Source organism: Pantoea sp. X-Soil-OKNW-713 (genome assembly GCF_059730685.1).
This window is the reverse complement of record NZ_AP035995.1, coordinates 3162252-3181910: the sequence shown is the minus strand read 5'-3', so window position 1 is coordinate 3181910 and position 19659 is coordinate 3162252. Positions and strand designations below refer to the sequence as shown.

17 protein-coding genes and 6 tRNA genes are annotated in these 19659 nt (G+C 54.9%); 8 read left to right on the top strand and 15 right to left on the bottom strand.

Translation table 11 applies throughout. The features are described 5' to 3' along the window. Positions 1-12: 12 nt before the first annotated feature. Both ligA and AC6I8R_RS14915 read left to right on the top strand, forming a co-directional pair. A complete protein-coding gene (gene ligA / locus AC6I8R_RS14920) occupies positions 13-2031 on the top strand; it encodes an NAD-dependent DNA ligase LigA (protein ID WP_497832528.1) in 2019 nt (672 codons plus the stop codon). Position 2032: 1 nt separating this feature from the next. Then, positions 2033-2248, top strand: coding sequence for a DUF3820 family protein (locus tag AC6I8R_RS14915; RefSeq protein WP_021184259.1), 216 nt, complete (start codon positions 2033-2035; stop codon positions 2246-2248). Positions 2249-2314: 66 nt separating this feature from the next. Here AC6I8R_RS14915 and AC6I8R_RS14910 read toward each other — a convergent pair whose 3' ends face one another. Beyond that, positions 2315-3319 (bottom strand): bile acid:sodium symporter family protein, encoded by a 1005-nt coding sequence (locus tag AC6I8R_RS14910; protein WP_021184258.1) that lies wholly within the window; start codon positions 3317-3319, stop codon positions 2315-2317. A 99-nt stretch (positions 3320-3418) separates the two neighbouring features. On the opposite strand from AC6I8R_RS14910, the gene AC6I8R_RS14905 reads away from it, so the two are divergent. Then, on the top strand, positions 3419-4339 hold the full coding sequence (locus tag AC6I8R_RS14905; RefSeq protein ID WP_497832527.1) for a LysR family transcriptional regulator: 921 nt from the start codon (positions 3419-3421) through the stop codon (positions 4337-4339). Here the strand turns inward: AC6I8R_RS14905 and AC6I8R_RS14900 are convergent. The 5 genes from AC6I8R_RS14900 to AC6I8R_RS14880 all read right to left on the bottom strand — a co-directional run bounded on the left by AC6I8R_RS14900 (position 4336) and on the right by AC6I8R_RS14880 (position 5209). Further along, on the bottom strand, positions 4336-4683 hold the full coding sequence (locus AC6I8R_RS14900) for a FlxA-like family protein (RefSeq protein WP_208723868.1): 348 nt from the start codon (positions 4681-4683) through the stop codon (positions 4336-4338). The genes AC6I8R_RS14905 and AC6I8R_RS14900 overlap by 4 nt on opposite strands. A gap of 139 nt (positions 4684-4822) precedes the next feature. Further along, positions 4823-4898, bottom strand: a tRNA-Lys gene (locus AC6I8R_RS14895). 4 nt (positions 4899-4902) lie between these two features. Then, a tRNA-Val gene (locus AC6I8R_RS14890) sits at positions 4903-4978 on the bottom strand. Positions 4979-5019: 41 nt separating this feature from the next. Beyond that, positions 5020-5095: transfer RNA gene (locus AC6I8R_RS14885), tRNA-Val, on the bottom strand. A gap of 38 nt (positions 5096-5133) precedes the next feature. Continuing rightward, positions 5134-5209 (bottom strand) — tRNA-Val (locus AC6I8R_RS14880). 273 nt (positions 5210-5482) lie between these two features. On the opposite strand from AC6I8R_RS14880, the gene gltX reads away from it, so the two are divergent. Further along, on the top strand, positions 5483-6904 hold the full coding sequence (gene gltX / locus AC6I8R_RS14875) for a glutamate--tRNA ligase (RefSeq protein WP_208723869.1): 1422 nt from the start codon (positions 5483-5485) through the stop codon (positions 6902-6904). Positions 6905-6948: 44 nt separating this feature from the next. Here gltX and AC6I8R_RS14870 read toward each other — a convergent pair whose 3' ends face one another. Continuing rightward, the gene (locus tag AC6I8R_RS14870; RefSeq protein WP_021186326.1) at positions 6949-7302 is read right to left on the bottom strand and encodes a YfeC-like transcriptional regulator; all 354 of its coding nucleotides are present in this window, start codon (positions 7300-7302) and stop codon (positions 6949-6951) included. Positions 7303-7413: 111 nt separating this feature from the next. Continuing rightward, positions 7414-8202, bottom strand: coding sequence for a formate/nitrite transporter family protein (locus tag AC6I8R_RS14865; RefSeq protein WP_021186327.1), 789 nt, complete (start codon positions 8200-8202; stop codon positions 7414-7416). 325 nt (positions 8203-8527) lie between these two features. Here AC6I8R_RS14865 and AC6I8R_RS14860 point away from each other — a divergent pair. Further along, positions 8528-8603: transfer RNA gene (locus AC6I8R_RS14860), tRNA-Ala, on the top strand. A 45-nt stretch (positions 8604-8648) separates the two neighbouring features. Beyond that, a tRNA-Ala gene (locus AC6I8R_RS14855) sits at positions 8649-8724 on the top strand. Between the two features lie 135 nt (positions 8725-8859). Here AC6I8R_RS14855 and AC6I8R_RS14850 read toward each other — a convergent pair. The 5 genes from AC6I8R_RS14850 to AC6I8R_RS14830 form a co-directional block, all read right to left on the bottom strand. Beyond that, the gene (locus AC6I8R_RS14850) at positions 8860-10476 is read right to left on the bottom strand and encodes a rhodanese homology domain-containing protein (protein WP_497832526.1); all 1617 of its coding nucleotides are present in this window, start codon (positions 10474-10476) and stop codon (positions 8860-8862) included. After that, positions 10469-11059, bottom strand: coding sequence for a cysteine dioxygenase family protein (locus AC6I8R_RS14845; RefSeq protein ID WP_415174933.1), 591 nt, complete (start codon positions 11057-11059; stop codon positions 10469-10471). Before AC6I8R_RS14845 ends, AC6I8R_RS14850 begins: the two co-directional genes overlap by 8 nt. Then, positions 11056-12036: an ABC transporter substrate-binding protein gene (locus AC6I8R_RS14840; protein WP_415174934.1), complete on the bottom strand. Its 981-nt coding sequence runs from the start codon at positions 12034-12036 to the stop codon at positions 11056-11058. The genes AC6I8R_RS14845 and AC6I8R_RS14840 overlap by 4 nt, the downstream gene beginning before the upstream one ends. Next, positions 12036-13124, bottom strand: a complete 1089-nt coding sequence (locus tag AC6I8R_RS14835) for an LLM class flavin-dependent oxidoreductase (RefSeq protein ID WP_497832525.1) — start codon at positions 13122-13124, stop codon at positions 12036-12038. Before AC6I8R_RS14835 ends, AC6I8R_RS14840 begins: the two co-directional genes overlap by 1 nt. Before the next feature lie 192 nt (positions 13125-13316). After that, positions 13317-14507 (bottom strand): NupC/NupG family nucleoside CNT transporter, encoded by a 1191-nt coding sequence (locus AC6I8R_RS14830; protein WP_021186330.1) that lies wholly within the window; start codon positions 14505-14507, stop codon positions 13317-13319. Between the two features lie 333 nt (positions 14508-14840). Here AC6I8R_RS14830 and AC6I8R_RS14825 point away from each other — a divergent pair, with 333 nt between their 5' ends. Further along, positions 14841-16121 carry an Nramp family divalent metal transporter gene (locus tag AC6I8R_RS14825; protein WP_497832765.1) on the top strand — a complete coding sequence of 427 codons (1281 nt, stop codon included), beginning with the start codon at positions 14841-14843 and terminating at the stop codon, positions 16119-16121. Between the two features lie 69 nt (positions 16122-16190). Here the strand turns inward: AC6I8R_RS14825 and AC6I8R_RS14820 are convergent, their stop codons facing one another. Both AC6I8R_RS14820 and mgrA read right to left on the bottom strand, forming a co-directional pair. Further along, positions 16191-16544, bottom strand: coding sequence for a DUF2502 domain-containing protein (locus AC6I8R_RS14820; RefSeq protein WP_021186332.1), 354 nt, complete (start codon positions 16542-16544; stop codon positions 16191-16193). Between the two features lie 159 nt (positions 16545-16703). Beyond that, the gene (mgrA, locus tag AC6I8R_RS14815) at positions 16704-17693 is read right to left on the bottom strand and encodes an L-glyceraldehyde 3-phosphate reductase (RefSeq protein ID WP_021186333.1); all 990 of its coding nucleotides are present in this window, start codon (positions 17691-17693) and stop codon (positions 16704-16706) included. Between the two features lie 215 nt (positions 17694-17908). On the opposite strand from mgrA, the gene AC6I8R_RS14810 reads away from it, so the two are divergent. Next, entirely contained in the window at positions 17909-19555 is a 1647-nt protein-coding gene (locus tag AC6I8R_RS14810; RefSeq protein ID WP_497832524.1) for a thiamine pyrophosphate-binding protein, read from the top strand. The last annotated feature ends 104 nt before the right edge of the window (positions 19556-19659 follow it).

Below are 19659 nucleotides of genomic sequence, written 5' to 3'. Positions count from 1 at the left end.
GGATGAGGCACTATGAAATCGGTTCAGGAGCAGATCACCGCGCTGCGCACCACGTTACGTCACCACGAATATCTCTACCATGTGATGGATACGCCGGAAGTCCCGGATGCAGAATATGACCGACTCATGGCACAGCTGCGTGAGCTGGAAAGCGCGCATCCCGAGCTGATCACGCCGGATTCACCGACGCAACGTGTCGGTGCCGCACCGCTGGCCGCCTTTGAACAGGTTCGTCATGAAGTGCCGATGCTGTCGCTGGATAACACCTTCGATGAAGCCGGTTTCCTCGCTTTCAACAAACGCGTTCAGGATCGTCTGAAAAGCAGCGATGACCTGGTCTACTGCTGCGAACTCAAACTGGATGGTCTTGCGGTAAGCCTGTTGTATGAAGATGGCTTATTGGTCAGTGCCGCCACGCGCGGCGACGGCACCACCGGAGAAAATATCACCGCCAACGTACGCACCATTCACGCGATTCCGCTCCGCCTTCTCGGCGACAATATCCCGGCGCGCGTTGAAGTACGTGGCGAAGTGTTTATGACGGAAAGTGGCTTCGAAAAATTGAATGAAGAAGCGCGCCGTACCGGGGGGAAAGTTTTCGCCAATCCACGTAACGCCGCTGCGGGTTCGCTGCGTCAGCTCGATCCGCGCATCACCGCGAAGCGCCCACTCACGTTCTTCTGCTACGGCCTTGGCCTGCTGGAGGGCGGTGAGATGCCTGCCAGCCACCTCGGCCGTCTGCAACAATTTAAGGCCTGGGGTTTACCGGTCAGCAACCGTATCCGTCTGGCCAATAATGCCGATGAAGTGTTGGCGTTTTATCGCGAGGTTGAAGAGGCGCGCCCAACGCTGGGGTTCGATATCGATGGTGTGGTGATCAAGGTTGATTCGCTGGCATTACAGGAACAACTGGGCTTTGTCGCCCGCGCACCGCGTTGGGCTGTTGCGTTTAAATTCCCGGCGCAGGAGCAGATGACCGTGGTGCGTGACGTGGAGTTCCAGGTGGGCCGTACCGGTGCCATCACGCCAGTTGCCCGTCTGGAGCCGGTGCAGGTGGCCGGCGTAGTGGTCAGCAACGCCACGTTGCATAACGCCGATGAAATTGCCCGTCTGGGGCTGCGCATTGGTGACAAAGTCGTGATTCGTCGTGCCGGGGATGTGATCCCGCAGGTGGTGAATGTTGTGGAATCGGAACGCCCGGAAGACACGCGTGAGATTGTGTTCCCCAGCCACTGCCCGGTGTGCGGCTCTGATGTGGAGCGTGTGGAAGGCGAAGCGGTGACGCGTTGTACCGGTGGCCTGATTTGCGGTGCGCAACGTAAAGAGGCGCTCAAGCATTTTGTGTCGCGCCGCGCGCTGGATGTCGAGGGAATGGGTGACAAAATCATCGATCAACTGGTGGAAAAGGAGTACGTCAAAACGCCTGCCGACCTGTTTCGCCTGACCGCCGGTAAGCTCACCGGGCTGGACCGTATGGGGCCGAAATCGGCGCAGAATGTGGTCGATGCGCTGGAGAAAGCCAAACTCACCACGCTACCGCGTTTCCTCTATGCCCTTGGCATTCGTGAAGTCGGGGAGGCCACCGCGGCTAACCTTGCCAATCATTTCGGTGAGCTGGAAAAAGTGATGGATGCCGACCTCGATGCGCTGATAGCGGTGCAGGATGTCGGTAAAGTGGTTGCCAGCCATGTACGCAACTTTATGGATGAAGAGAGCAACCGTGAGGTGATCCGCGAACTGACCGTGGAGATGGGCGTGCACTGGCCGCAGGTTGAGGTGGTAAATGCAGCAGAGATCGATAGCCCGTTTGCCGGTAAAACCGTGGTATTAACCGGTTCGCTGTCGCAGATGAACCGTGATGATGCCAAAGCGCGTCTGACGGCCCTGGGTGCCAAAGTCAGTGGCAGCGTATCAAAGAAAACCGATTTGCTGATTGCCGGTGAAGCCGCCGGTTCCAAACTGGCGAAAGCACAGGAGCTGGGCATTGCGGTGATCGACGAAGCAGAGATGATTCGCCTGCTCGGAGCCTGATATGGAAAAGCAGCAGCTGATTGAGATTGCCAACACGCCAATGCCGTTTGGTAAATACAAAGGCAGGGTGTTGATTGATTTGCCGGAGGAGTATCTGCTGTGGTTTGCCCGCAGCGGTGAGTTTCCCGCCGGTAAACTGGGTGAGCTGATGCAGCTCACCCTGGCGATTAAGATCGAAGGATTACAGGGTTTAGTGAAGCCGCTGAAACGTACATGATGTAACGCGACACGGTTTATCGCGCCGTTTTTTTACAACCCGCGCGATAAATCGCGCGGCTACGAATCAGGATTTCTGCACTTCAACCTGTTGCTGCTGCGCCAGCCGTTTCGCATTGCTGGTTTTATAACGTTGGGCAATGAAAGAACACACCATCAACTGCACCTGATGGAAGATCATCAGCGGCAGCACGATAATCCCCACGCTGCTGGCCGGGAACAGGATATTGGCCATCGGCACGCCGTTGGCCAGGCTCTTTTTCGAACCACAGAACAACACGGTAATTTCATCGGGACGCTTGAAGCCAAACAGGCGTGATGCGCCAAGGTTGATCAACAACACCACAGCCAGCAGCAGCAGGCTACCGGCCAGAATCCACAGCAGCGTATCCACGCCCACGCGGTGCCAGATGCCGTTGACTACCGCTTCACTAAAGGCGGAATAAACCACCAACAGAATGGAGGTCTGGTCGGTTTTACCAATCAGGCTGCGATGCTTCTCCACCCAGCCGCCAATCCAGCGACGTGAAATATGACCGAGCACAAAAGGCACCAGCAACTGCAACATGATTTTGCCAATCTGCTCCAGCCCGTTGCTCGGACCATCGCTGTGCACATTCATCACCAGATTCACCAGCAACGGCGAAACAAATACGCCGAGCAAGCTGGATGCTGAAGCGCTACATACCGCCGCCGCCACGTTGCCTCCGGCCATAGAGGTAAAGGCGATTGCCGACTGCACGGTTGCAGGCAGAATGCACAGGTAAAGAAAACCGGTATAGATTTCAGCGCCTACATCAACCGGATGCCACCACACCAGCAGCAGGCCAAGGATCGGGAACAGCACGAAGGTGCTGCACATAATCCATAAATGCAGTCGCCAGTGGCTGCTACCGGCGATGATTTTTTCGCGTGACAGCTTAGCACCGTGCATAAAGAACAGCAGGGCGATGGCAGCGGTGGTCAGCCATTCAAAGAAGTCGACAAACCCTCCTTTGGCCGGTAAGAAGCTGGCCAGCAGCACGGTGATGATGAGTTTGACCATCATCGGGTCGAGGCGTAAAAATCCCATTGTTACAATCCGGTTAATTAAAATTTGATGTTGCTGATTGTGCGCCAATCGGGTTTAGAAATAAAATTGATTTATTGCATTAATCTATGAGTGATATCGATGAATTACACGCTGCGCCAGTTGCGCACTTTTGTCGCTGTGGCAAAACACGGCAGCTTCAGCCTGGCCGGGCAGGTCATTGGTCTGAGCCAGTCGGCGGTCAGCCACAGCATTAAAGAACTGGAAGCTGAAATGGGGGTGCGTTTGCTGGATCGCACCACGCGCGAGGTGCTGCTGACTGGGGCGGGACAGCAGCTGGCCACGCGCCTGGAGCATCTGCTGGAAGAACTTAACACCACGGTGCTGGATGTCCGTAGCTACGGTGAACAGCGTAGCGGTACGGTGCGGGTGGCGGCCAGCCAGACGCCTTCTGCGCATCTGATGCCGCAATGTCTTGCCAGCAGCCAACAGCGCTATCCCGATATTCGTGTGATCTTGCATGACCGCGCGCAGCAGTGGGTACTGCAAAGCGTGCGTAACGCGGAGGTAGACTTCGGCATCATCATCGGGCCATTGCGTGATAGCGATTTTGACTACCAGACCATTATGGATGAACCCTTTTTATTGCTGTGTCGGGAAGATGATGTCCTGGCACAGGCGCTTCAGCCACAGTGGTCAATGCTGGATGGGCGTACTATGGTGCTTCAGGACTACGCTTCGGGTAGCCGTTTGCTCATTGACGCCGCGCTACACCAGCAGGGGATCTCGGTCAACGTGGTGCAGGAGATAGGGCATCCGGCAACGCTATATCCGATGGTTGAAGCAGGGATTGGCATCAGCATTCTTCCGGCGCTGGCGTTGCCCTTACCGTCCGGGCGCAAACTGACGGTGCGACGTCTTTACCCGGAAATAAACCGTAGCTTGATGCTGATTAAACGCCGAAACCGATCGTTGACGCCCGCAGCAGAGGCGATCTGGCAGGAAGTGCGTCAGCAGGCAGCGCTGCTGACGCAACAACGTTCTCTTAAACCGTCGTTTTAAACGTAAACGTTGATCTTATTGGTATCCGTCGGGCGGTTGATACCATCAGCTTTTGCCGTGGTGCTGGCGGTTTCCTGTTTTTGCTGCTGTTCCTGCTGTTGTTGCGCTTTTTCAGCCGCTTGCTGCTCGATTTGCGCAATCTGCGCTTCAATCATCTGAATCTGCGACTCCAGTAACTGCTCCTGTTCAGATTTTTGTTCATCTGTGAGGGTGTCATCACTGGACAGATCTTTGAGTTCTTTGGTCAGGCTCTGAATTTGTTTATTCAGGCTGGCGATTTGCGACGTGTTGCCGCTACTGCTGGCACTGGTGGTACTACTGGATACACTGGAAATGGTACTCATGGTTTTCTCCTTGCAATAGTTCACAGTCGTTATCGGCAAGGGGATAAAATCACATGAGGGTTCAAAGCGTTAAGGTTGTGAAAGGAATCTGTAAAACGCGCATAGCAAAAAGGCGCCTTTAGGGCGCCTTTCTACATAATGGTGGGTCGTGCAGGATTCGAACCTGCGACCAATTGATTAAAAGTCAACTGCTCTACCGACTGAGCTAACGACCCGAAGTGGTGGGTGATGACGGGCTCGAACCGCCGACCCCCTCCTTGTAAGGGAGATGCTCTACCAACTGAGCTAATCACCCACTTCGGTACTACTTAACAAGAGTGTCATCAGACTAAGATATGGTGGGTGATGACGGGCTCGAACCGCCGACCCCCTCCTTGTAAGGGAGATGCTCTACCAACTGAGCTAATCACCCATATCTTATCTCTTGTTCACTGCGGGCCACCTTAAGAGTGGTGGGTGATGACGGGCTCGAACCGCCGACCCCCTCCTTGTAAGGGAGATGCTCTACCAACTGAGCTAATCACCCCCGCTGTGTGGAGTCGCATTATAGGGATCCTTCGAAGTGAGTCAACGCTTTTTAAAACATAAATGTGCGTTCGCTTTAAAATTAAACATCTCGCGGCGCTTTTAGCCAATATGCTGGTTTTATTAGCAGAAAAACCACTATCTATTGTGACGCGTACCGCGACAATGATTGAGGAATCATGGTCAGCTGCTAGAATATGCGCACTGTTTTTTCGCGTTAACCTGTTTTTTGTCATCCAGACAACAAACCTCCGCGCATTTAAGGCAATGCTGAATGAAAATCAAAACTCGCTTCGCACCCAGCCCCACTGGTTATCTGCATGTGGGCGGTGCTCGTACCGCGCTTTACTCCTGGCTTTATGCTCGTCATAACAAGGGCGAATTTGTTCTGCGTATCGAAGATACCGATCTGGAGCGATCCACGCCGGAAGCCATCGAAGCCATTATGGATGGCATGAACTGGTTGAGCCTGGACTGGAACGAAGGCCCGTACTACCAGACCAAACGTTTTGATCGCTATAACGCGGTGATCGACGAAATGCAGGAAGCAGGCACTGCCTATAAATGCTACTGCTCGAAAGAACGTTTGGAAGCATTGCGCGAAGAGCAGATGGCGAAAGGCGAAAAACCGCGTTATGACGGTCGTTGCCGCGACAGCCACGAACATCACGCCGCTGATGAACCTTGCGTGGTGCGTTTCCGCAACCCACAAGAGGGTTCGGTAATTTTCGATGACCAGATTCGTGGACCGATTGAATTCAGCAACCAGGAGCTGGATGATCTGATCATTCGTCGCACCGATGGTTCACCGACCTACAACTTCTGTGTGGTGGTGGACGACTGGGATATGGGGATCACCCATGTGATTCGTGGTGAAGACCATATCAACAACACGCCGCGTCAGATCAACATCCTGAAAGCGATTGGGGCTGAAGTGCCGACTTATGCTCACGTCTCGATGATCCTCGGTGACGATGGCAAAAAACTCTCCAAGCGTCATGGTGCGGTAGGGGTGATGCAGTATCGTGATGACGGCTATCTGCCGGAAGCGCTGCTCAACTATCTGGTGCGTCTGGGCTGGTCACATGGCGATCAGGAAATTTTCAGTGTGGCGGAGATGACTGAGTTGTTTACCCTTGATGCGGTCAGCAAATCAGCCAGTGCCTTTAACACGGAAAAATTGCAGTGGTTGAACCATCACTACATCAATACGCTGCCACCAGAATATGTTGCTACCCATCTGCAATGGCACATTGAACAACAGAACATCGATACCCGTACTGGCCCGGAACTGGCGAAGCTGGTTACGTTGCTGGGCGAGCGTTGCAAAACGCTGGTGGAGATTGCCGCTTCCTGCCGCTATTTCTATGAAGAGTTTGACGCGTTTGATGCCGATGCAGCGAAGAAACACCTGCGCCCGGTAGCGCGTCAACCGTTGGAAGTGGTGCGTGACAAACTGGCCGCCATCAGCGACAACGACTGGACCGCTGAAAACGTGCATCACGCCATTCAAAGCGCAGCTGATGAGCTGGAGCTGGGGATGGGGAAAGTCGGCATGCCGTTGCGTGTTGCCGTAACCGGTGCCGGGCAGTCACCCGCGCTGGATGTGACGGTACAGGCGATTGGTCGCAGCCGCAGCGTGGCGCGCATTGAAAAAGCGCTGGCCTTTATTGCGGAACGAGAAGCGCAGGCCTAAACCTGACGTGAGTAAAAAAGCCGGAAGCGTTGCTCCCGGCTTTTTTATTTTTCCTGAATTCCCAGCCGTTGTAATACGCCTCTGATCCCTTCCCGCAACAGAAGTGCCACCAATTGTTCCTGTTCGGCGACTGTCATTTGCTGGATAGAATTTATTAATAACGCAGGTAACGTATTTTGCTGAGCACCGTAATGAGCTACCGGTTCATTCGCGTGCCGGGTGGATTGAATAAAGCTTTTAACGCGTTCATCAATGTGGATCAAACGCGCCTTACCGCCCTGTACACCGGGCTTTGGCGTGGTTGTCCAGTTTTCGCGTTTAATCCATTTGTTAACAGTCTGGCGACTGTATCCGGTTTCCAGCGCGAGTTCTTCGGGTGTTAGCCATTCCTTTTTCACGACGCTTTCCCTGTTAAATACATTAGAACTACATATTACAACAAAACGTTTCAGGTGAAAGTCATCACGCAGCAAAATGCCTTTTGCCCACTGGCAAAAGGCACCATTCGATTAACGTGCTTCGCTCGCTGCCGCCATCGCCGGACGGAAGGCGATAAAGTAGGTCAGACCGACAAAAATTGCCCCGCCCACGCCATTACCGAGGAACACGGCGACAAAATTCGGCAGGTACTCAGCCCAGCTCAGCTGTCCGGCGAAAATTGCAGCCGGCACGATAAACATATTTGCCACGACGTGCTGGAAGCCAATCGCCACGAAGGCCATTACCGGGAACCACATACCAAAAATCTTGCCTACTACGTCTTTGCTGGCGAACGCCAGCCATACTGCCAGACACACCAGCCAGTTACAGCCAATGCCGGAGATAAAGGCATGCAGGAAATCAGCATTCACTTTCGCGGTAGCGATGGCGACAGTCTTCTTCAGGTAGTCTCCTTCAGTCATACCCAACATATGACCAAAGAACCAGGCGACGGCGATACTGCCGAGGAAGTTAGCGATGGTGACCCAGAACCAGTTGCGCAGCACGCTGAAGCCGCTGATACGGCGTGCGAACCAGGCAATCGGCATGGTCATCATATTGCCGGTCAGCAGTTCACCACCGGCCAGCACGGTCAGAATCAGACCGACCGGGAAAACCGCCGCGCCCAACAGCCCACCGAAGGAGCCCCAATCGGCTGGCAGTTGGTTAATGACGTGCAGATCAAGCAGAAAGCCGGTTGCAATAAATGCGCCCGCCATAAAGCCGAGGATCAATAAGGTAGATACCGGCGCCTGGCTTTTAACCACGCCAGACTGAATCGCCAGTTGGGCGATCTCTTTTGGTGTATGCAGTGACATAAATTCGCATTCTTATTAATAACAAGGGAAGGGACGTGCTGGCCGATCAAAAGAGGCAAAACCCCTGGTCGATGACCGGTTAATTAGCGTGCGAAGTTTTACACCGACCATTAACAAAAAACAAGCGTTCTTACGATAGCAATTAACGATGGTTTAACCAGGCGGCATCAGAAAACGGGCGATGATGCTGAAAAAAAAGCCACAGCGACACGGGTTTGCCGCCTTTTTCAGCGATTGAACACAGAACGGAAATTTGACGTTGACACCCAGGAAGGGGTTTCATATTATGCCGTCCGTCGAGGTGATTCGGCGGTTTTTTCGGTTCGGGGCTATAGCTCAGCTGGGAGAGCGCTTGCATGGCATGCAAGAGGTCAGCGGTTCGATCCCGCTTAGCTCCACCAAACTTCTTCCCAAAAGTTTGGCACTGAAAAAACGATTCCAGATGTGGGGGTATAGCTCAGCTGGGAGAGCGCTTGCATGGCATGCAAGAGGTCAGCGGTTCGATCCCGCTTATCTCCACCATTTCTCTGTTCGTTCCGAACAAATTTTTAAAAAAAATCATACTATTGGGTACAAACACCCCGTAGCGGCGCGATTTATCGCGCGGTTTTTGATTTGTTGCAGAAAAAACAGCGCGATAAATCGCGCCGCTACCAATCAGGCGGTCACGGCCTGTGACACTGGCTTGAGTACCCTGAATCCATGCGTTCCATCGCGATCCAACTGCGCTACCAGACCATATTCCCAGTCGAGATAGGCCTGCATCACCGCCGGCTCAATATCGGTGCCCTCATAGGGACGGCGATAGCGGTCAATCGCTGGTGACAGCAACCGCTGTTCTCCCTGTTCGGTTGGCAGGCCAGCCGCGCGCCAGGCGGCGTTACCGCCTTCCAGCACATATACCGGTTTGCCGCTCAGCTCAGCAATCTGTTCAACCGCATAGCCCGCCAGCAAACTGCTGCCGCAGGTCAGCACATAACGACGCGCTTCAGGCAACAAGGCGTTGCCCTGTTGTTGCAAGGTGGAGCGCAGCAGCCAGGCAGCACCGGGAATATGGCTGTTGAGGTGATTGGCGCGCGTGGTGAAATCCAACACCTGGGTTTGTCCTTCCGCCAGCCAACTGGCAAGCTGCTGCGGTGAGACAAATTCTGGCCGTGCGACAGGCGAAACCTGTGCCTGCCAGTTGCCCGTCGCACTGAAATCACTGAGTTGCAAACCCTCCAGCACCTCCACCTGCCAACCCAGTTGCGCCAGCCAGGAGGCCGCCATATTGGCACGCACGCCGTCGTCGTCAATCAACACAATGCGCGCGCCACGCACGCTGGCGTAGTGATCGGTTTCCTGCACCAGTTGACCACCCGGAACATGGCGACTGGCGGGGATATGTCCGGCGGCATATTCCTGTGCATCGCGCACATCAAACAGATAAGTGGTGCGCGGCTCCTGCTGTAAGCGATGCAGTGTCTCGAGCGTGATGCGTTCCACACCCGCGCGATCTGCCAGTTCACGCGCTTTTACCGCCGCCTGGCGCTGCGCGATCTCGCTGGTTGCACCATAACGGCGGTCCTGTCCCTTATCCAGCGGATGGCCCGCCAGTGTCCAGCCGATAGTACCGTTCCGTAGCGCAAACACCGGATTACGGATTCCGACATTCACCAGTGACTGCGTGCCAATGATGCTGCGCGTGCGGCCAGCGCAGTTAACGATCACCGTGGTTTCCGGGGAGGGGGCGAGGTCGCGCACCCGCAACACCAACTCACCGCCCGGCACGCTGGTAGCGTGTGGGATGCTCATGGTCTGATATTCATCAAAGCGGCGTGCGTCCAGCACTACCACATCGTGATCGCCATTCAGCAGGGTATGTACCTCATCGGCGGAGAGCGACGGTGTCTGGTTATGGTGTTCCACCAGTTCACCGAAAGCTTTGCTGGGGGAGTTCACGTCAATAAACAGCTCCCCTCCGGCGGCCTGCCAGCCTGGCAGATCATCCGCCAGCAGCGCGACATTGTGGTAGCCCAATGCTGCAATGCGTTCCGCTGCCGTTTGCGCCAGGCCCTCGCCATTGTCGTATAAGGTGATGGCGGTAGCACGCTGTGGGATGCGATCCAGCCACTCCAGTTCAAGTTTGGATAGCGGGATATTCACCGCAAACAACGGGTGGCCTGTGGCATACAGCGCTTCATCGCGCACATCGACCAGTGCCACTTCCTGCTGCTGGCGCAGCGCGGTCAGAATGTCGGCCGCCTGGCGTAACGGAAAAACCGGTTTAGTCATGTGAAAGATCCCAAATGTTTGGTAAATAACGGTTGCTGTAACCGGAGATAAACTCTTTTTCGCTGCCGTCTTCGCGATACACCGCGCGCTTAACCGCGCCGATATTGGCGCCATAGACGTGGATGCTGATGGAGACGCGGTCATCAAAGGCGTTGCTGACACGATGGATATCGCCCACCGTGGGGGATACCGCCTCAACGCTGCCTGGCTCAAGGCGTACCGGCGGGCCTTCCGGTTGTAAACCGCTGGGGCCGGGTTGCCATGACTGGGATACCTCGGCGCCACGCAACATGCCAATCAGGCCCCAGACGCGATGGTCGTGTATCGGCGTCTGCTGCCCCGGTCCCCAGACAAAGCTCACCACCGAGAAGCGTTGCTGCGCATCGGCATACAATAAATATTGCTGATAATGTTGGGGATGCGGTTGGGTAAAGGCTTCATCCAGCCAGTCGTCATGGCGGATCAACTCGCCCAGCAAGGCACTGCCGCGTTGTAACAGGGATTGCTCATCAGGATGGCTATCGAGCAGTTGCGCCAGATTGCCGACAAAGGTGCGTAACCGGTGGTGCTGAAGTTCACTCATGATTTATCCCCCTGAACGCTTTTTGCCACCTGATTGGCCCCGGCGGCGAGGCTGAAATCAAAGGCTTTGCTGACATCAACCTGCTTTGGCAACACCTGGTAACGGTGGAAGAAATCCGCCGATTTTTGCAGCGTACCAATCAGGCTGGCATCGAATACCAACGGACGGATGCGCGCATCAGCGATCCAACTGGCGGTAATGCTGGTTGGCATATTGAGGGTTTTCCCCAGAACCTGGGCGAACTCAGTGGGATGCTGCTGCGCCCAAACCTGCGCTTTGGCTAAGCGCACCAGCAAATCGGCGATGGCTTTGCGTTTTTCCGGGTTACTCAGGGCTTCATCACGCGCCAGTGCATAGGAATATCCCGACATAATGCCCTTGCCACCGCCTTGTGGCACGCGTACCGTACCATCGACAGCGGTAGAGGTTGCGATATAAGGTTCCCACGGTGCCCAGGCGGCCACGGCACCCGAGGTTAACGCGGCACGTCCATCCACCGGACCGAGGAAGCGCAGCGTAACGTCGCTGGGCTTAAGGCCCGCGCGTTCCAGCAAGCCGAGAATCAGATAATGACCCCAGCCGCCGCGATTCACCGCAATTTGCTTGCCTTTCAAATCCTGCAAGCTGTGCACCCCGGCATTGGGTCGAGTGAGCAGGGCGATACTATCCGGATTGTTCTGCCACGCGCCTACCGCTTTCACCGGAGCCCCCGCAGCATAGACAAACAGGAACGGCAGATCGCCGGTGAAACCGACATCCAGCGCCCCGGCGTTCAGCGCTTCCTGCACCGGCGCACCGGAGTCAAACGCCGTGAGCTTAAGGTCATAAGGCAGGTTGTTTAGCTCGCCAGACGCTTTCAGCGCTGCAAAGCGGTCACCCTTTACATCACCGAGGCGCAAAGTGACTTTCTCTGCGGCAAACAACGGGTTAAGCGATAGCGCCAGTGTCAGACCGGCAAATAAAGCAGCCAGCCGCATCAGGCACTCCTTTTTTCATGGCGATCGACAGCCGCGACTTTTTCGCGCGTCAGTGGCAGCAACTCGCGGCCATATTCCACCGCATCGTTAAGGGGATCGAAACCACGAATCAGCACGTTATGGATGCCGATGCGGTAGTAATCCAGCAGCGCGTCAGACACCTGCTCGGGCGTGCCAACCAATGCGGTGGAGTTGTAGCCACCCTGCACCAGTTTGGCGACGCCGGTCCACAGCACTTTATCGTGGCGTTCGCTCTCGTTGGCGGCAGCTAACAAACGTTGTGCACCGACGCTCTGTGGTTTTGGCAAGCCGAAGGTATAACCGCTTTCCGCCAGCTGTTTCCCGGCCGTTTCGCGAATGTACTCGGCACGTTCCCAGGCCTCTTTTTCGGTGCTACCGAGGATGGGGCGGAAAGAAATGTTGAAATCAATTTCCCGCCCCTGTTTTGCGGCGGCAGCACGAACGCTGCGCACCGTCTCTTCTGCGCCTTTCAACGGTTCGCCCCACAAGGCGAACACATCGGCATGGCGTGCCGCGACATCAATCGCTTCTGCTGACGAACCGCCAAAATAGATCGGCAGCTTTTTCTGCAACGGCTTAATCGCGGAGAACGCCTGCTCGGCCTGGTAGAACCTTCCCTGGTGATTGTAGGGTTGCGTCGATTCCAGACTCTGCTTCAGCACCGTCAGAAACTCATCAGTACGCGCGTAGCGTTCGGCTTTATTGAGAAAATCACCATCGCGGCGTTGTTCACTGTCGCTGCCGCCGCTGATGATATGCACCGCCAGGCGGCCATCGGTGAGGTGATCGAGCGAAGCCAGTTTGCGCGCGGCAAGGGTGGGTGCCACAAAACCTGGACGATGGGCCAGCAGGAATTTCAGCGTCGAAGTATGGGCGGCGGCATGGGCGGTGACGAGAAAACCGTCCGGTTGATCGGACCAGTAACCGACCAGGATGCGGTCAAACCCGGCGTCTTCATGGGCGCGGGCGAAGCGGGCGATGTAGTCTTTATCAAATAACGGGCCGCTGGCTGGAATGATTTCGGAGGCGAGGCGGTGGCCAATCATGCCAAGAAACTGAATGCTCATAGTGTTCTCCTGATGTGAAGTCATGGAGAAAAGCTACGGGCGCGGGCGGTGGCAACGGAAATTCAATATTGTGCAAAGGTTTTGCGTTTTGACGTGAAGCAGCGTCGGGCGCGGAGAGCGGGGTAAAAAAAGGAGATATAACGGATAGGAATAATAAAGAAGAGAAGGGCGAGCCGAAGCCCGCCCTTAACATCAGAAGCCCAGCACCAGACCGGCAATCGCAGCGGAAAGCACGCTTACCAGGGTAGAGCCGTACAGCAGTTTCAGACCGAAGCGGGACACCACGTTGCCCTGTTCTTCGTTCAGACCTTTAATCGCACCTGCCACAATCCCGATAGAGGAGAAGTTAGCAAAGGAGACAAGGAACACTGACAGAATACCTTCCGCATGCGGTGACAGCTGACCGGCAATTTTTTGCAGATCCATCATCGCCACGAATTCGTTAGAAACCAGTTTGGTCGCCATGATGCTGCCAACCTGCAACGCTTCGTTGGAAGGCACGCCCATCACCCAGGCAAACGGATAGAAGACATAACCCAGCACGCCCTGGAAGCTGATGCCGAAGATCACATCAAACAGCGCATTCAGGCCGGAAATCAGGGCGATAAAACCGATCAACATCGCCGCAACGATAATCGCCACACGGAAACCGGCAAGGATGTATTCGCCCAGCATTTCGAAGAAGCTCTGACCTTTGTGCAGGTCCTGCAATTGCAGATCTTCTTCGCTATCGACGCGGTACGGGTTAATCAGCGACAACACGATAAAGGTACTGAACATGTTCAGTACCAGCGCGGCAACCACATATTTGGGTTGCAGCATGGTCATGTAAGCGCCAACGATCGACATAGACACAGTCGACATCGCGGTAGCCGCCATGGTGTACATGCGGCGCTGTGACATTTTGCCGAGGATATCCTTATAGGCGATAAAGTTTTCTGATTGTCCCAGAATCAGAGAGCTGACGGCGTTAAAGGATTCCAGTTTGCCCATGCCATTGATTTTTGACAGCACGGTACCGATGCCACGAATCACCCACGGCAGGATGCGGAAATGTTGCAAAATACCGATCAGGGCGGAGATAAACACAATCGGGCACAGCACATTGAGGAAGAAGAAGGCGAGGCCTTTTTCATTCATATTGCCGAACACGAAGTTAGTCCCTTCTGCTGCGTACTTGAGCAGATGGTCAAACAGGCCTGCAAACCCTTTGACGAAGCCAAGACCCGCTTCAGAGTTCAGGAAGAACCAGGCCAACAGAACTTCAATCACCAGAAGCTGAACGATATAGCGAATACGGATGCTTTTACGATCGTGACTGACCAATAAGGCCAGCACGGCTACCACCACCAATGCCAAAAGAAAGTGCAAAATATGGGACATGTCGGCTCCAAATTTGAGGAGGGTTGTATTTTGCTGCGTATTCTATGTAACGCGTTACTTAAAAACGAGATCTAAACCACATTATAAGTATTAACTATCGACATATTTTTAAGATTAGTCTCAACCATCACAACTTCTTCACACACTTCTTACAACAAAAATAACCACAAAGTCATTGTCTATAAAATGAGCCGAGGGTAGATTGATTCCTGTTGCACACATTTTGGCAAAACCTGGCTTTACCGCAATGTATAGCAAAGGCTATACTTTATAGCATTATCTATTAAAGCGATAACTATAACCATATTTCACTTGCCGCGCCTGCCCCGTAACCTGTTCGGGTCAACAAGCGTTAAGACAGGGTCAGAAACTATGTCAGAAAGCCGCACCGCTGAGCGCGCCGCTCGCGGAGCCAGAAAGATCAAACTTGCCTTGCTGGGACCGGCCTTCATCGCGGCTATTGGTTATATCGATCCCGGCAATTTCGCCACCAATATTCAGGCGGGGGCTGCGTACGGCTACAAACTGCTGTGGGTGGTGGTCTGGGCGAATATCATGGCAATGCTGATTCAGCTCATGTCAGCCAAGCTGGGTATCGCTACCGGCAAAAATCTCGCGGAACATATTCGCGATCGCTTCCCCCGTCCGGCGGTATGGTTTTACTGGGTACAAGCCGAAATCATCGCTATGGCGACCGACCTGGCCGAATTTATCGGTGCCGCGCTGGGCTTTAAGTTGTTGCTTGGCATCTCGCTTTTCCAGGGTGCGGTGCTGACCGGTATCGCGACCTTCCTGATTCTAATGCTGCAAAATCGTGGACAAAAGCCCCTCGAATTGGTTATTGGCGGGCTGCTGCTGTTTGTGGCCGCGGCATATATTGTTGAGTTGTTCTTCTCCCAGCCCAAGGTCAGCGAGCTGATTACCGGCATGGCGCTGCCATCCTTGCCGACGGCGGATGCGGTATTCCTTGCTGCCGGCGTACTCGGTGCCACCATTATGCCGCATGTGATTTATCTGCATTCGGCGCTGACGCAATACGGTAATCAGGGCACCAAAGGACAGCGTTACTCCTCCACCAAACTGGATGTGGCGATTGCCATGACTATTGCCGGGTTTGTTAACCTGGCAATGATGGCAACCGCAGCGGCAGCGTTTCATTTCAGTGGCCATACTGGCATTGCCGATCTGGATCAGGCGTACCTGACGCTGCAACCGTTGTTAAGCCATGCTGCGGCGACGGTATTTGGTCTGAGTCTGGTGGCAGCAGGGTTGTCTTCAACGGTGGTGGGAACCCTGGCCGGGCAGGTGGTCATGCAGGGTTTTATCCGTTTCCAGATTCCGCTGTGGCTACGTCGCGCCATTACCATGCTGCCTTCTTTTATTGTGATCTGGGCAGGCTGGGATCCGACACGCATTCTGGTGTTTAGCCAGGTGCTGCTGAGCTTCGGTATCGCACTGGCGTTGGTGCCGCTGTTGTTCTTTACCGGCAACCGCGAGCTGATGGGGGCTGAGATGGTTAATTCACGTCTGATGCAAACCGTCGGCTGGGTGATTGTCGGGTTAGTGGTGGCGCTGAATATTTATCTGCTGGTCGGGCAGGCGCTGGGGTTATAAAAAAGGTGTGCAGATGCACACCTTTTTGTTGAAGCGGCGCGATTTTTCGCGCAGAGGAATAAGCAGATATTAGTAGCGGTCGCGACCGTGGTCATGGCCGTGACCATGTCCATGATGGTCATGACGATGCTCATAACGCCAGCGCTCATGACGGCGACGTTCCTGCTCGCGTTTCCACGCCTCATGTCGACGCCACTCCTCATGACGCCACCAACGATGATCGTGGTAACGATAGCGATCATTCCACCAACGCGGCTCGCGCCAGCGGCCACCATCCCAGTAGTAACCTCGATGATCGCGATCGCCTAAATGCAGGGTGATGCCAGGGGCCAGATTAATGGTGGCACTACTGGCATGGGCTGTGTGTAGTGCCAGTGGGGACAGCGTTGCCAGCAAAGCGGCAAACAAAATTCCACGTTTCATAATTCTCCTTTCCGGCAGCTTATCGATTGCTACCGTTGCGCTAGTCTGCCAGATCGGACCAAAAAGTCCTTAAGACGTAGTCTGAATGCATTGAGGATAATCTGAAATAAGAGTTTTCTGCCGGAAGGGAAGCCCGGCGTTGGCCGGGCGGGAAAGCGGTTACACCAGAATCGCGTTGATGGCCTCTAACTCTGCTTCGCTCAGCGCAGGCTGGCTCAGCATGGCAACGGCATCATCAATTTGCGCAGTTTTACTGGCACCAATCAATACTGAGGTGACGCGGGTATCACGCAGCACCCAGCTCAGCGCCATCTGCGCCAGTTTCTGGTCACGCTGCTGTGCAATGTTTTGCAATGCTCGGACCTTGGCCATTTTTTCCTGTGTCAGTTGGTCTTCACGCAGGAATTTGCTGCCGCTGGCCACCCTTGAATCCTCGGGAATACCTTGCAGATAACGGTCAGTCAGAACGCCGCCAGCCAGTGGCGAGAAGGCGATGCAGCCGACGCCATTGTCGCCCAATACATCCAGCAACCCTTGTTCTGGCGCGCGCTCAAACATCGAGTAGCGTGGCTGGTGAATCAGGCAGGGCGTACCGAGGTCGCGTAGAATGGCAATCGCTTCAGCGGCGCGCTCTGCCGGGTAATTTGAGATGGCGGCATACAGCGCTTTGCCCTGGCGCACCACCTGATCCAGCGCCCGCATGGTTTCTTCCAGCGGGGTTTCCGGGTCCGGGCGATGGTGATAAAAGATATCCACGTATTCCAGCCCCATGCGTTTCAGGCTTTGATCGAGGCTGGAAATCAGATACTTGCGCGAACCCCAGTCACCATAGGGGCCATCCCACATGGTGTAACCGGCTTTGGTGGAGATTAACAACTCATCACGATAGCCACGGAAATCCTCCCGCAGAATGCGCCCAAAATTCTCTTCAGCCGATCCCGGCGGCGGTCCGTAGTTATTTGCCAGGTCAAAATGCGTGATACCGCAATCAAAAGCGTGGCGCAGCAGTTCGCGGCTGTTATCAACCCGGGTGCTGTCGCCAAAGTTGTGCCACAAGCCAAGCGAAATCGCTGGAAGTTTCAGGCCACTACGACCACTGCGGCGATATTGCATCTGTTGATAACGTTCGGGATGGGGAAAAACACTCATGCAGCGTTCCTGTCTCAAAGGGGGAGAAAGTGTCATCAGCATAGCAGTGTATGCGTTTACACTAATGGCAAACGCGTCGGCGATCGCAACTTACGGATTTTTCCGTCATCGTAACGTTCTGTTGCCAGATCATTCTGAGAAATGATGTTGAAAATCTAACCAATTCAGCCGCATCGCTAATACTCCAGATATAACCCACCAAGGAGTCGCTGCGCATGAAAACCCTCAAAATTGGCGAATTTTTGTTGATGCGTTTACAGCAAGCGGGGATCCGGCACCTGTTTGGCGTGCCGGGGGATTACAATTTACAGTTTCTCGATAGCGTCATTGCGCATCCCGATATCACCTGGGTCGGCTGCGCTAACGAGCTTAATGCGGCCTATGCGGCGGATGGTTATGGCCGTTGTAACGGCGCTGCCGCCTTGCTGACCACTTTCGGCGTCGGCGAGTTAAGTGCGATCAACGGTATCGCTGGCAGTTACGCCGAATATGTACCGGTGATTCATATCGTTGGCGCACCGGCCAGCCAGGTACAGAGCCAGGGGGATTGTGTCCATCATTCTCTGGGCGATGGCGATTTCCGTCACTTCAGCCGTATGGCGCAGGAGGTGAGTGCGGCGAGCGCGGTGCTGACCGCAGAGAATGCGGTACAGGAAATCGATCGCGTGATGGGTGAAGCCCTGTATCAACACCGCCCTGGTTATTTGCTGTTGGCGGTCGATGTTGCTCAGGCCGAGGTCACCTTACCGCAGCCATCCTCTGCCGCCACATCGCTTCCTTCCGCGGCAGATGCCTTTGCGACAGCGGCGGAAGCTATGCTGTCATCGGCCCGGCATGTGGCGCTGCTGGCCGATTTCCTTGCCGCGCGCTGGCAACTGCAATCCCCCCTGGCTGCCCTGCGTCAGCTGCGTGCCATTCCTGCCGCCACCCTGTTGATGGGCAAAGGCGTGCTGGATGAGCAGCAGCCAGGCTTTGTCGGCACCTATGCCGGGGAGGGCAGTACGCCAGCGGTTCGGGCGGCCATAGAAGAAACTGACGTGACTGTCTGCGTCGGTGTTCGTTTCACCGATACCTTAACCGCCGGTTTTACCCAGCAGCTCCCCACAGAAAAACTTATCGACCTGCAACCGTTCCATGCTGTGGTTGCTGGGGAAACCTTCGCGCCGTTAAGCATGGCAGAAGCGCTGGGCGTGCTGGAATCTTTGTTCCGACGTTATGGCGAACGTTGGGCTATCGGTGGCATGGCGACACGGGAAGATGCATCGGATGATGATGCTTTCATCAGTCAGCATGCCTTCTGGCAGGCAATGCAGCGTTTCCTGCTGCCAGGTGATATTATCCTTGCCGATCAAGGTACTGCCGCCTTTGGTGCCGCCGCTTTACGCCTCCCCGCGGATGCGCAATTGCTGGTTCAGCCGCTCTGGGGTTCGATTGGCTATACTTTACCCGCCGCCTTTGGTGCGCAAACCGCGCAGCCGCAACGGCGGGTGATTCTCATCATTGGCGATGGTTCGGCGCAGTTAACCATCCAGGAGCTGGGTTCCATGCAGCGCGATGGTCAGCAGCCGATTATTTTTCTTCTCAATAATGAAGGTTATACCGTCGAACGCGCGATTCATGGCGCGCATCAGCGATACAACGACATTGCGCAGTGGAACTGGACTGCGCTGCCGCAGGCGCTCAGTCTGACGGGAGAAGCGCAAAGCTGGCGCGTCAGCGAAACGGTGCAACTGGAGGCGGTGATGGCACGGCTGGCGAATAATCAGCGTTTGTCGCTGGTGGAAGTGGTGCTGGATAAAGAAGATATCCCACCATTGCTGCGTAAAGTGACTGCCTCGCTGCATCAGCGCAACGGCGGCTGAATTCGGACAGTTGCCTCTGTGCAGTCCAGCCACTGCATGGCAGGATGTGGTCGCACCTGAGTGATTACGCCCATCTGACGCACTGATGGGCGTTGTTGTTTTAT